Consider the following 14,742-nt stretch of genomic DNA (forward strand, 5'->3'; position numbering starts at 1 on the left):
TGGTTATCTCGGGACATCGTCGGCCTCCGGTCATCCGGCGAAGATCTCGGTGCTGCGCACGGGGTCGGCGACCACGGCCCGGATCAGCGCGCCGATGTCCATCTCCTCCGGCACCGAGCGATAGGTCAGCTCGCAGAAGACGGCACCGCCGACGACCACCGCGAATCGGGTGGTCCGCCACCCGACCGTGCCCCACTCGACGCCGACGGGCCCGTCGAGATCGACCGTGCGATCGCCGAAGCGCAGGGTGAGCCTGCCGTCGTACCGATAGAACACCACCGGGACGCCACCGAGTTCACCGTAGACGCCGTTGTTCGTGCCCGTCTCCGACGGGTTCGCGCGCAGCGCGCCGGTGATCGGATCGAACTCGGCGGGCACGCCGAAGCCCGCGAACGGGCGGACGAACAGACGACCTCCCGTATCCGGGCCGCGATGCCCGTCGCCGCGCCGACCACTCCTCCGCGAGCCGCCGTTCGCCGGAGGGGGCATCGGCATACCCGGCGGCATCGGGGGCATGGGCATGCCTGGCGGGATGGTGCCGTCAGGATGGCATGAGCCGTTCTGGTCAGCCGGCCAGGCCGGTGCGGTGGGTGGATACGGCGGTGCCGACGGTGCCGGAGCCGGTATCGACGGGTACGAGGGTGGGGCCGACGGGTACGGGGGCAGCGGTCCTGGCGGCGTCGGGTATGGGGGCGTCGGCTGGGTAGGTGTAGGCGCGCCGGGTGGGGGCGGCGTCGGTGGGGCCGGAGGCATCGGCGGAACCGGAGATGTCGGCGGCTCAGGTGGCGGTGGCGAAACCGGAGGCGTCGGCGGCTCAGGTGGCGGTGGCGAAACCGGAGGCATCGGCGGAACCGGTGGCGGTGGCGGAACCGGAGGCATCGGCGGAACCGGTGGCGACGTCGGCGGCGGCGTCGGTGGGACCGGAGAGGTCGGCGGCTCAGGTGGCGTCGGCGGAACGGGAGGGGTCGGCGGGACCGGAGGCATCGGCGGCTCAGGTGGCGTCGGCGGAACGGGAGGGGTCGGCGGGACCGGAGGCATCGGCGGCTCAGGTGGCGTCGGCGGAACCGGAGGGGTGGGCGGCTGCGGCGGGGCCGGAGGCCGTGGGGGCTGGGGTGGGTTCGGCGGCTGTGGAGGTTCCGGCTGCGGCATTGGGACGGGCCACGGCTCCACCTCGTTCAGGAACGGGCCCGGCATCTCGAAGTCGTAGTCCTTCGGCGGATGCGGAATGTGTGAGCGCAGAGCCCGGTCGGGCGGCATCCAACGGGAACGTGCCGGGTCCGAAGCCGACGGACCTTCGGGCGGCTCTGAATCACCGTCGCGGTCGGAGCGGGAGCCGGCCGAGGGCCGATCGCCGCCATTGCGATTGGCGCGAGCGCCGCCGTCCAGCGAATCCTCGCCGTCATCGCGATTCGTCCGAGCGCCGCCGTCCAGCGAATCCTCACCACCGCCGCGCACCGACCACGACGCATCCACAGCCGGTTCTCCGCCCTCGCGAGCCACCCGGGACCCGGACTGCCTCTCCTGCGAAGAACGATCCGGTGAGCGCTCCCTACCGGCGTGGCGCACCGCGTCTTCCGCCCGCGCAAGCTCCTCCTGAGCGTTGAACACCCGCCGGGCAGCACGCTCCAACTCCGCAACCCGCTCCTGCCACGGACCCTGCTCGTCCACCCGCATGGTGCGTCCACGCACGTTGTCGAGGGCATCGTTCAACGCCTGGCGCGTCAGATCCTCATCGTTGACCGGCAGACCGCACCGAGCCTCCGCGAGATCAGCCTGTGCATCCGCCAGTTCCCGCGCGGCCGCACCACGCTGCGCGGACACACGCGCCCGCTCCGCATCCGCCGCAGCGCGCCCGGCTTCCTCGCCAGAACTCGAATCCGATTGCTGCGAACCATTTCCCAAGCGGATATGCGCGTCCCGCGCAACCCGCGCAACGGCCTCATTCGACCGCGCGAGTTCGTCCTCGGCGTCGAACACTCGCCGGGCAGCGCGCTCCAACTCGGTGACCCGCTCCTGCCACGGACCCTGCTCGTCCACTCGCATCGTGCGTCCACGCAGGTCATCGATGGCGGCGTCCAGCGTCTGGCGCGTCAGATCCTCGTCGTTGACCGGTAGACCACGCCGAGCCCGCACTAGATCGGCTCGTGCACCAGCCAATTCGCGCTCGGCGGCATCACGCCGCGCGGATGCACGCGCCCGCTCCGCCTCCGCCGCGAGTCGGGCCGACTCTTCCGATGCCGGCCCAGCCCGTTCTTCCACTCCGTCCCGCACCGGCGACTCGGCGACTCGGGTGGCCTGCTCGAGCATGTCGTCCAACCGTGCGAGTTCGTCCTCGGCGTCGAACACTCGCCGGGCAGCACGCTCCAACTCCGCAACCCGCTCCTGCCACGGACCCTGCCCGTCCACCCGCATCGTGCGTCCACGCAGACCTTCGAGCGCATCGTCCAACGCAGCCCGCGTCAGATCCTCATCATTCACGGGCAGACCGGGCCGGGCCTCCGCAAGGTCAGCCCGGGCATCCGCCAGTTCCCGCGCCGCCGAGTCACGCTGCTCGGACAGACGCGTCCGCTCGGTATCGGCATGCGACACCTCGGGGCGACCATCCGCCTCCCGTGGATGCGGTTGCTGGGCAGCATCGTTCGCGGCCGCTTCGACCGCGTGCCGGAGCGCGTCGTCCAAGCGAGCCTGTTCCGCCTCGGCGTCGAAGACACGTCGGGCGGCGCGCTCCAACTCCGCAACCCGCTCCTGCCACGGACCCTGCTCGTCCACCCGCATCGTGCGTCCACGCAGACCTTCGAGCGCATTGTCCAACGCCGCGCGCGTCAGATCCTCGTCGTCGACCGGCAGACCACGCCGGGCTTGCGCGAGATCTATTCGTGCCTCGGACAACTCGCGTGCCGCCGCATCACGCCGAGCCGTCGAGCGATCGATGTCGGCGCGGGCGGCGCGCTGGACGAGGTCGGTGAGGGCCGCGATGTCCTCGGCGCGCTGGACGACCTCGGCGCGCAGCTCGGCCTGCACCTCGGCGAGCTGGGCCGGGGTCAGGCGCTCGTGCTGGTCGAGTTTGCCGTCGCGGTAGACCTCGTAGACCTCGGCCCACCGTTCGGGGCCCGCGTCGGTCAGGTCCACGCCGACCAGGCGTGCGAAGTCTCGGCTCGCGCCGCGGTCGGGGCCGGGCGGTATGTCGGTGACGCCGTCCAGCATGCCGAGGCGGCCGGGGGCCTCGGTGAGGTGGGCGACGTCCCCGATGACGTCCAGCAGATGCCGGACGGCCTTGTCGTGCACCGGGAATTCGACATCCGACACGCGGGGATCGATCGCTCGATCGCCGTGGGCTCGCGGGTCGAACACATCGACCGCGGCGAGCGCGTCGGCGTAGTCGGTGAGCACGTCGACGAGATGCGGGTGCAGGTTCGGCCGCTGCGACAGGTTGGCGATCACCTCGCCGAGCTGGGCGATGCCGGTGATCCGCACCGTCCCCGGCACGGCGTCGAGGCGCCGGATCAGCCGGTCGTCGGCCGCATCGATCGCGGCCCGATCCATGCCGCGCAACAACTTCGCGTACTTGACCAGCGCCTCGGCCCGCTGCTGACGCAGGGCGTTGCGGATGTCCGGGTCCGCCATCGACTCGGCGAGGCCCTGCGGTGTCAGATCCGCCGGGTCCAGGCCGAGCCGGTGCGCCAGCAGATTCCGCGCGTCGCCGACCTGGTGATAAGTGTCGATGTCCCAGGCGGTGCGCGCGTAGTCGATGATGGCCTCGATCTGGCCCGCGCGGATCGCGTTCTCGTCGCGCAGGGTCGCGAGCCGCTGGGCGAGCAGTTCGGGGGAACCCAGTTCCGCTTCGGTGATGCCGAGGCGCTCGGCCAGTTCGCCGATGGCGTCGCCGATCTCCTCCCGCGACAACGCCTCCTCCGCGACGGGAAGCGCGTCGGGGTCCACGGGCGCGTCCGGCACGACCCGCCAGCCGTCGCCGTCGTTCACCACGGTCACGTCCAGCCTGCGGGCCTCGACCTCGCCGGTGAAGTGCCGCACCTGCGTCGCCCCACCGTCGACGATCGCGATCCGGTCCGGACGGACGTCGGTCACCAGGTAGTGGACCTCGACGATGCCCTCGTTGACCGCCTCCGCGAGCCGGGGGTGCGCGGCGAGCGCGTCGGCGATGACCCGGTCGTGGTCCAGGCCGCCGTCCACGACCACCAACCGCATCGGTCCACCGGGCTCGCCGGGGACCAGGCCGAGCCCGGTGCCGTCCTCCAGCAGCGCACCACCCCGCGCGAGCACCCAGTCGCGGCCTGCCATCTCGCCGATGAGGCCGGTCAGCTCGTCCGCCGCGGCGTCGGCGAGGAAGAAGTCCTCGGCGTCGGCGAGGAACGCGGTCAGGCCGCGGGCGTGTTCGCGGATGCGATCCATCTCCTCGGCGAGCGCGTCCGCCAGCTGACGCGCGTCCAGCGCGTGCAGATCGGCGCCCAGCAGCTGCGCCCAGACGGAGCGCTCGTCCTTGATCTGGTCGCGGCGCAACGCGTTCTCGAAGAACGAGCGCAGACCCTGGTCCTGCCCGGGCTGGTCGGTGTCGTAGAGGTCGCCCCACTCGCGGCTCGGTTCGCCGCCGTTGTTGACGCCCTCCCAATCCAGCAGGGTGGGATCGCCGCCGAAGGCGCGCACGACCTCGCCCAGGAACCGGTTCATCGGGTTGGCGTCGAAGAAGCCGATCTCGTCGCTGTACGGGATCCGCCCGTGCTCGGCGTTGTACCGGCGCGACGCCTCGGCGAGGCCGGTGAGCGCGCCGATCCGGCGGATCTGCTGATACCGCAGCAGATCGACGGCCCGGCGGACGTTCTCGGCGGTCGGTTCACCGAGGTCGACGCCGAGCGCATCGGCCGCGGCCGCCAGGGCGTAGGCCAGTTCCTGCCGCCGCGCCGAGGCCTCGGACAGCTCGTGCAACCAATCCGCGAGCGCAGCGGAGGCGGGCAGTTCTTCGCCGGGCCGCTCGGACAGGTCCGCCGTGGCGTCGCCGTCGGTCAGCTCCGGCCTGGTCTCGGGCCCGGGGATCGCACGGGCGGCGTCCTCGGCCTGACGCTTCAAATCGTCGAGTTCCACCCCGAGTTCCCGGCGCACCAGCTCCGGATCTGCCTCCTCCAGCCAGTACCGGTATTCCTCACCGTCGCGGGTGGTCGGGGTGTCGTACTCGGCGGCCTGGTCGTCGATCCGGGAGGTCAGGCGCTTCAGCAGCGGAATCAGCTCCCGCTTGCGCCACATGGTGACGGCTTCCTTGAGGATGCGGACCGGGCTGAACTTTGTTTGCAGCACCTCGTATTCGTCGCCCGGCGCGGGTGTCGGGTCGTAGTGCTTGGTGAGCGGCAGCCCCGCTTCGTGGGCGAGCAGCGACTGACCCGCGCTGTCGACGCCGGAACCGGACGGGTATTTCGGGCTCTGTCCGCGGAAGCCGGCGTTCAGCGCCTCCCACAGGCGGCGCAGCCGTGACTTCGGCCGCGCCGGTTCCCGTGGCGCGGGCGCGTTCGGATCGGCAGGCTCGGGGGCGTCCAGACGCTCGGGTACTTCGACCCGCCATCCGTCGTTCTCGTCGGCGACCAACCGCGCCTGCACCCGCTCGCCGTCGACCTCGAGGGTGTATCGGCGGGTCTCCCCCGGCGCGGGCGGCTCGGCGCCGGTCGTTCCGCGCGCCGCCTGAACGGCGTCGGCGAGGTCGGTGATGGCTCGCGAGTCCCGGCGCACCGCTGCCCGTGCCTGGGCCACCGTCTCGGCGGGGTCGCGGTCCAGGTCCGCCGGATCGATGCGCAGCCGCCGCGCCCAGGCATCGCGGGTCGCCGTCACCTGCGCGCGCAGGTCGGGGTGGCCGGTGTCGCGGGCCCGCTCGGTCGCCGCGGCCAGCGCCTCGACCGCGCCCGCTCGCAGCAGGTTTCGGTAGCGCAGGTCGGCGATCGTCGCGCCGAGGTTTTCCGGCGACAGATCGGACTCGTCGAGGCCGAAGCGGCGCGCCAGCCGGTCGCGGGTGCGGTCGATCGGTTCGGGGCGCGGGGCGCGGTGCGCTGGGTCACCGGCCCCCGCGTCGCGCGCCGGGCGCTCGGACTCCGCCTGGCGGGCATCCGGTTCCCGGCCGTGCGCGGACCGCTCGGCATTCCGAACTGCCTGCGCGAGGGCTTCTTCCAGCCGCGCCGATTCCGCTTCGACGTCGAAGACGCGCCGGGCGGCCTGCTCGAGGCTCGTGAGACGGTCCTGCCAGGGGCCTTGCTCGTCCACCCGCATCGTGCGTCCGCGCAGACCGTCGAGGGCGTCGTCCCACGCCTCGCGCGTCAGATCGCCGTCATCGACCGGCAGACCACGACGAGCCTCAGCGAGATCCGCCCGCGCCTCCGCCAATTCCCGCGCCAGCGCATCCCGCTCACCAGTCAGGCGTTCCACATCGGCGTCGGCCACAACGCGATCGGCAGTCGCGGGATCGGCTCGGCGCACAGCGTCATCCGCGCGAGCCAGTTCATCTTCGGCGTCGAAGACGCGGCGTACGGCACGTTCCAACTCCGCGACGCGCTCCTGCCATGTGCCCTGCTCGTCCACCCGCATCGACCGGCCGCGCAAGCCCTCGAGGGCGTCGTCCAACGCCTCGCGCGTCAGATCTTCGTCGTTCACCGGCAGACCGCGCCGGGCCTGTGCGAGTGCGGCCCGGGCCTCCGCGAGATCCCTCGCCACCGCGTCCCGCCGGGCGGTCGAGTGTTCCGCGTCGGCGTCGCCCCGCATCTCGGTCAGGTGATCGGCTCGGCGCACGGCGTCTTCGGCCCGGGCGAGCTGGTCCTCGGCGTCGAAGACGCGTCGGGCTGCCTGCTCCAGGCGCGTGAGCCGATCCTCCCACGGCTGCTGCTCGTCCACCCGCATCGACCGGCCGCGCAGGGCCTCGAGTGCGTCGCCCAATGCCTCGCGGGTCAGATCCCGTTCATCGACGGGCAATCCACGACGAGCCTCCGTGAGATCCGCCCGCGCCTGTGCCAGTTCCCGCGCCGCCGCATCGCGGTGGGCGGTCAGGCGATCCAGGTCGGCAGGAGCCGGATGGCCGGTGTCGGCGGACCGGGCCGTAGTGGCGGGATCGACGGGTGGAAGGGCATTCGGGCTCGTCGGGGCAGGCAGTCGCGGTGGTCGCGGGTCCTCGACCGGCAGGCCCGCGCGGCGCAGGTCGTCTTGGACCTCGCGCAGGCTGTCGTCGAGCGCCTCGGCCAGCCAGAATTGTTCGTCGCCGTAGCGTTCCGCGCTGGTGAGCGGCTCGAAATCGGCCGGGAAACGCATGTGGGGGCTGTCGGCATCGTCGAGGAAGCCACGGGCGCGGGCGAGCTCGGCGAGTTCGGCCAACGCCGCGAGCGGGTCACGCAGCCCGGTGAAGGTCTCATCCAGACCCAGCGCCTGGGCCAGCCCGCGGACGTGCTCGGCCTCGGCCTCGGTGAGCGGGTCGGCGGTGCGCTGGTTGGGCCAATCGCGTTGTTCGCGCAGGAAGGCGAGCACGTCGCGGAGGGGGTTCCCGGCGCGGGGATGATCCGGACGACCGCCGGCTGGCGGCTGCGCGGCAGCGGGGGGAGTCGGCGGGCCGGAGGGCGGGTCGCCACCCGCACCGTCGCCGGCGGCCTGCGGCTCTGTCGGCTCCCGCGCCACCGTATCCCGCCGCACTGCCGGACGCGCCTGCTCCACCTCCCTCTCGGCACGCGCCGATGCGCCGGTTCGATGCTCCACATCCCCTGAATCCGGCCGGTCTCCGGCAACGAATCTGGTCGCGCGCGTGTCGGTCACGGTGCCCTGGATGAGGACCTGGGAGAACTGGTCCGGCAGGTCGAAGATCGGCTTGAACTTCCAGGACGCGCCCTCCGGCGGCAGCCCGGTGCGCCATTCCAGGATCACCCCGTCGCCGTTGGCGAACCGCTCGGCGGCGCCGCGCGTACGCGACCACGACGTGGTGTCGCTCTCCGCGGCGCGGCGCTGGCCGATGTGCTCCTCGGCGGACAGGTCCACGGTCCCCCGCGGCACCGCCCGTCCCGAGACTGCTTCGAGGAACGCGGGATTGACCGATCCGTCGGACAGCAACCGGGGGATGCCGCGGTACAGCGGCGTCCCGTCCTCCGGCAGGTCGCCCTCGAACAGGATGTCGCCGTCGCGGCCGAACGCGTCCGCCTCCTGGCCGTCGTCCGGAAGATCCACGTGGTCGGGCTCGAGCGAAAGGGGTGCGTCACCGGTGGTCGGCGGCTCGGCAGCCGCCCGGGTCAGTAGGTCGTGCAATGCGCGAGCGGGGGCGCTGACCGGGTCGCCGTCGTCGCCACGGAGCACCAGATCCGCGAACGCCTCGGGCAGCGCCTCCTCCGGCCGCAGGTTGCCCTCCTGGTCGAAGCTGTGGCCGCTGAGCTGGTGCAGCCAGTCCTCGAAGCCGACATCCGGGGCACGGGTGTCGTCGTCGAGATAGCGCTCGTAGAGGTATTCCTCGGCGCGATGGCGCGCGCTCTGCTGACTGGCGTAGTCGAGCGCGTGCCCGTATTCGTGCGCCACGACGGCACGTACCGGACGGCGCAGCACTTCCGGCGAGAACCGGCCGTTGTCGACGCCGAGCTGCATCCGGTCCCGGAAGGTCTGCGCGCTGCTCGCATGGTCGTAGCCGAGGACGATCGATTCGGTGTACATGCGACCGGAGGCGTCCAGCCGTGGCTGGGCCATGCCGATCACCTTGGGCGGCAGCCCGCCGATGCCGATACTGCGCAGGTCCACGGCCGGGAACCGATCGACCAGGTCGACCAAGGCCCGGGCGTACTCCCGCACCACCTCCGGGTTCAGACCCTCGAGGTCGAAGCCGAATACCTCCAAGCCGGGATTGCGCATCGCGTCGCGCAGGTGCTCCTGCAGTCGCTCTCCGACTTCCTCCGGACCCAGGTGTGACCATTCGTCCGCGCCCGATACGCCGAGCAGTTCCCTGTCCCGGGCGTCCGCCGCATCGCTGTCCTGTGGAAGAGACGATTCGTCCGCGTAACGCGCCGCATCGTCCGCGTCACGCACCGCATCGTCCGCGTCACGCGCCGGGATGGCGGAATCGCGGGCCGCACCCGCAGCGTCACGCTCCACACCCTCGGCGTCACGCAACGGAGACGCGGCTTCGCGCACCGGAGCAGCGGCATCACGCGGTCCACCCTCGGCGTCGCCTGCTCGGGTCTCACCATCGCGCACAGGACCCGCAGCATCACCCGCCGGGTCGGCGGCATCCCGCCCCGGAGACGCGCTATCACGCGGCGCACCCCCGATAGGAGCGGCGGCATCACGCGGTCCACTCTCGGCGTCGCGTGCCGAAGCCGAACCATCACGCCGCGGCCCGTCCGACGCACGCACAGGGCTCGGGGCCGCACGCGCCGCAGCGTCACTGTCGCGCGTAGGGCTGTCGGTCCCACGCACCGGAACTTCGGATTCAGCCACCGGAGACTCGGCGTCAGGCCCCGAGGTCTCGTCATCACGCGTCCGGGTCTCCCCATCGCGGGCCGCGCCCTCGGCATCGTGCGCCGGTGCCCCGGCGACCGGCGTCTGGCCCGGTATCCGCACCAGCGCCGGGGATTCGATGCCGCCGATGACATCGATCCGCACGAGTACACCGTCTCGTTCGAGATCGAACTCGCGGGAGATGACGTCACCGTTCTTGGCGACGTGCACGAGATGGTATTCGACCTCGAGCGTTCCGCCCCGATGCGCCTGCAGCAGTTGCTCACGTGCCCGCAGCAGCGCCCGGCCCTCCAGGCTGTCCGGCTCGACTCCGCGCGCCGCCATCTCTGCGGGCGTCTCGGTCAGAATCCGCCGCAGGTTCTTGTCGATCGCGGCCGTGCGACGCAGGTACTCCGGCGAACCCTGTTGCGCCTCGGCGGCTTTGGAGCCACCGAGCTGCGAACCCACGCCCTTGGCCTCGATCACCACGAGCTTCGGCGGCCCGCCGTCGACACCGGGGACGAGCACCGCTATGTCGACGGTGTCCGCACCGTCGATCGCGCCTTCGAAAGGGCTCAGCAGCACCGCGTTCGGCCGCTGATCCGCGTCGAGCGCGAACGCCCTGCCGCCCAGCTCGCCGAGCGTCTTGGACGCATTCACCAGCAACGGCCCCAGCCGGTTGAATTCCGCTGCGTTGCGCTCCATCTCGCCGAGACGATCAAGTTTCGCTTGTTTCTCGTCGTCGGAGAGATCGGACTCCAGGATCTCGATCTCGAGATCCGCCATGCGCGGGCCGAGTTTTTCCTCGGCGAGGTCGCTGATCTTCTCGATGTCGAACTCCGCCATGTGGCGCTTGACACCGTCGTTGGCCGTGTCGCGTTGCGTCTGCAACGTCGCCCGCTCGGTGACCGCCTTCGCGATCTGCCTGGCGATCACGTCGTCGACCACGGTGTACGGATTTTCCGGGCCGGGATCGGCCATGAAGCGGTACGGCCGCTTCGTCAGATGGTCGGGGACGTACTCGTTGCTCGACTCGTCGCGCAACCGGAAGCTGTCGTCGCGGTAGGTGCCGGGGTCGTCGTCCTGGTGGTGCCAGGTGCCGTCGGGGTCCCGGTACGAGTCGGGGCGATCACCGAACTTGTGCAGCAGTCCGTCGGCATCGCGGTACATGCCGTTCGGGACGTCGTCACCGTGCTCCCACCCGCGCTCGACGTCGTCGGATTCACCGAGGAAGTCCGGCGTCTCGTCGAGGGTCCGATCGGGGACGGGCCGCGCCGCATCCTCGCCGTCCGGCCCGGCGCGGCCGGGTGCCGCCATGTCCCGCTCACCCGGTTCCGCCCCGTCGTCTACGCTGCGGGGCGAGGCCGCCGGGTCGGAAGGCTGACTCGCCTCGTCCGTGCCCGAGTCGCGGTCGGGCCGCGCCGAGTCATCGTCCACCGCGCCCAGGTCACGATCGCGGGCCGACCGTGCCGCACCGTCCACCCCGTCCCCGCCGCGGGCCGGCTCCGCCGCACCGTCCGCTTCGCCCGCTGCGCGCGAGTCGCGATCGGCCTTGGCTGCGTCATCGTCCGCGCGGCGGTCACGATCGCGAACCGACTGAGCCGTGTCGTCCGCCCGGTCGCCATCGCGACCACGAGCCGACTGCGCCGCATCATCCACCCCGCTCTGATCGCGATCGCGGGTCTGCGGTGCCGCATCGTCGCCCACCCTGCCGTGGTCACGATCGCGAACCGCCTCTGCCGAGTCGTCCGCCCGGTCGCCACCGCGATCGCGATCACGGGTCGACGGTGCGGCGTCGTCGGACCCGTCGCCATCGCGGTCGCGGATCGGCGATGCCGCGTCGTCCAGCCCGTCGCGGTCGCGGATAGGCACCGCCGCCGCGTCCTCCGCACGCCGGGGTGAAGTCGCGGGATCGGAGAGCCGATTCGCCTCGTCTCGGTCGCGGTCGCCCCGTGGAATCCGGGACGGCTCCGGTGGATCCGACTCGTCGCGCGTGCGCGCCGGATCCGGTTGCGGAGTCGGGTCCGACGGCGCACGCGGCGGGATCGCGGCGTCCTCCGCAGGCCGTCCACCGGCGACCCGCCACCAGGTGTCGGCATTCTTGCCGAACTCGCGGGCATGCCACTCCGCCTGCGCCGCCCTGATCCGCAACGAACGTTTGGACACTCCTTCCGGCAGATCCGACTCATCGATGCGGTCTACGAGATCGCGCAGCCGCCGCGCCTGCTCGGCTTCCCTGCGGGAATTCATGTCGGCCAGTTCGGCCCGCATCCGCGCCCGGAACTGCTTCGGCGTCTCGTCGCCGCGCCGACCGGCGATCTCGCCGTCGCGGCCGTAGATCGGGCGGTCGTCGGTCGGTCGCACCCGCGGATCGGTTCCGTCGGGCGGCACGACCCTGCCCTGACCGTCGAACAGGATCGCCGACACCGCGCGGAGGTCCATCGGCGCGTCCGGCGGGAATCCCTTGCGCCTGTCCGCCCCTGGATCCGACACTTCGATGCGGAATCCGCCGGTGTCCGCGTCCACGCGCACGGTCAGGGTGTAGGCGTGCGCGCCGACTCCGTGTTCGTCGACCGGTCCGGTGTACTCGTCCACCACGAGCGCGCGCGGACCACGGCCCTCGGCGACATCGCGGGGGTCCATCCCCTCGGCCATCCGCAGCAATTCGTCGGCGATGCCCTGGTGACGAGGCTGGTCCGGTCCGCCGTCCGGGTAGTCCCACAGGCGGCCGCCCGCCGCGTCCTGGATCTCGCGCAGCGACATGCCGCGTTCGCCCACCGGCTCGTCCGGAGGACGGATGGTATCGCTTCCGGTGGCCTGCTGGATCTCCTCGAGCGAGAGCCGGGCGCACTCCCCGCGATTCTTCGGCTCTCGCTGCGGCGCATCGGTATCCGGCTCGTCGCGGGAGTTCTGGTCCGAGTCCCTGCGCGCCGGACCGTCGGTGTCCGGACCCGGTCGGCGCGCCGGTCTGGACTCTCCCGCGTCACCGGCGAGGGGCAGCACGACCGGTTCGGCGGTGTCGCGCCGTCCGTCGTCGGATTCCGGTGTGTCGCGGGACCGCGACGGCTCGCCCTCCGGCCGGTCCGCACTCGCTGCACGTGGCTCACCGGGGCGCGTCGCACTGTCCTGACGCGGCTCACCAGCCGGGCGCGTCTCACCGACCTGACGGGTCGCACCGGGTTCCCGCCTGGATTCGGCGCGCGGCGCTTCGGAGTCGGTCTTGCCCGCTCGCACCGCGGGTTCGTCGCGGACGGCCCCGGAGGAGCGATCCGCGATACCGGCCCGGCCCCTGTCGGCGGCAGCCCTGCTGTCCGATGTGGGCTGAGGGCGCGCGTCCGCCGACGACGCGGGCCGTGCATCGCCCGTCCCCGGCGAAGCGGGCGACGCGTGGGTAGTACCCGCACCGGTCGAGGGTGGTGCGCCCGCAGCGGTCGGCCCGGTGGCCGGCGTGGCCGCCGGACCGGTCAGCGGCGCACCGCCGATCGGTGCCGCGCCCGTCGGCGGCGTGTCCGACACCGACCGCGTCAGCGGGTTCTGCACGCCGTCGCCTGCGCCGCGCTGCGAACCCGCCGGGTCGCCCGCCGCGCTGTCCTGACGGCCCGCGGAGGCGTTCGGCTCCTCGGCGCGGTGGGTACCGGCCCCGTGGTCCTGTCTTCCTTCGTCGGCGAGTCTCGCGCCGGTGTCGGACGCGGACCGCTCGCCCGACGTCGACCGCTCACCCGACGCGGACCGCTCACCCGTCGAAGAATGCTCACCCGACGAGGACTGCTCGTCCGACGAGGACTGCTCGCCCGACGACGCACGCTCACCCAACGCGGACCGCTCACCCAACGCGGACCGCTCACCCGTCGAAGACTGCTCCCCCGACGACGCACGCTCACCTCCGGAACCCTGCTCACCGGACGTTTGCGCCGGAGTACCGGACTCACCGCTCCGCCCGGCCTCGACATCCGACTGCACCCCGCCAGTGGAGGAGCTCGAAACCCCTTCTCCGGCAGCAGAACCGGTGTCACCAGCCGTACCGGAGCGGTACGTGTCCGCGTTCCCGGCGTTCGACGACCCACTGCTGCCGTTACCCGCCGCGGCGGGCATTCCGGCGCGCGGAGCACCCGCGGGGTTTTGCGTCCCGGCCCCCGGAGCCAGGCCGCTGCCGTCGCCCGCCCCGGGTGTTCCCGCACCGTCGGGCCGGTAGCCGACCCGCGGTCCGCTCGCGTCGGCGAAGAGGTTGTCCAGGCGAGTCCCCAGATCGGGGCGGCTCATCGTGGTCGGCATCAGCTTGTTCCACATGCGCGCGGAACCGACCTTGGCCACACTGGTCATCGCGCCGTTGGAGGCACCCGCGGTGAACATGCGCCAGTCGACCGGCGTGTTCCCCAGGTTCTGCAGCGCCTGGTCCAGCCCGTCGGTCGCCGCGTCGAAGCCGAACTGCGTCGCGGTCGCACCAACGAAACCCGCTCCGGCGCCGACCAATCCCGCCGCCGTCCCGGTGATCGCGCCGTGCAGGAACGGGTTGAAATCCGGCCCGAACCGCCGCGTCAGCGCGTGGCCGAGCTTCTCGCCCAGCGGACCCGCCGCGGCGCCGCCCGCCGCGGAACTGACGGCGGTCACGATGACCTGCTCGACGTTGATGTCCTCGCGGTGCCCCTGCTCCACCTGGTATGCCTGCACCCCCAGTTCCTGCATGGTGCCGAGGATGGTGTCGATCGCGACATGCCGGAGCAGGAAGCTCACGAACCGGTTCGCGACGATCCGCCCGACCCGCTGGATCACCGCCTGCACCAACCGCTGACCGATGATGCGGACCGCGATGCGCGTGGCCGCGATCGCCGCCGCGTCCACCGCGGGCTTGAACGGACCGGAGAAGAACGACGCCGCCAGCTCCGCCGCCAGCAACGCCAGCGACGACCAGTACATCAACTTGCCGTACTCGATCTCCGTGCCGACGTCGTAGGCGGAGTCGCCGATCTCCTTGAAGTAGTCGGCCAGCTTCGACAGCGTCTGGTCGTCCTGCGGGTTGCCGCCGCTGAAGGTCAGGAAGCTGTCGAAGGCTTTGACCATCTCCTCGAAACCGTCGCCCGAGGGATAGGCGGTCATCGACGCGCTCTTGGCCGCCTCGATATCGGGGATGACCGAACGCAACTCGCTCGCGGCGGTGCGCCAATCACCGCCCAGGCCCCACATCTGGTCCTCGTTGCCCTCGGGCCACTCCATGCCGACGATCGGCTCGAGGTATTTCAGCGCGGCGGGCAGCTCGATGGCCATGGGCAGCTACCTCGATCGCCCGGTGCGGCTACC

General features: G+C 71.9%; 1 protein-coding gene. It reads right to left on the reverse strand.

Annotated elements, in window-relative coordinates; genetic code table 11:
* Positions 1–30: 30 nt before the first annotated feature.
* On the reverse strand, positions 31–14,709 hold the full coding sequence (locus QMG86_RS27255; protein WP_281875545.1) for a WXG100-like domain-containing protein: 14,679 nt from the start codon (positions 14,707–14,709) through the stop codon (positions 31–33).
* Between the last annotated feature and the right edge of the window lie 33 nt (positions 14,710–14,742).

Source organism: Nocardia sputorum (assembly GCF_027924405.1).
GTDB classification, from domain to species: Bacteria; Actinomycetota; Actinomycetes; order Mycobacteriales; family Mycobacteriaceae; genus Nocardia; species Nocardia sputorum.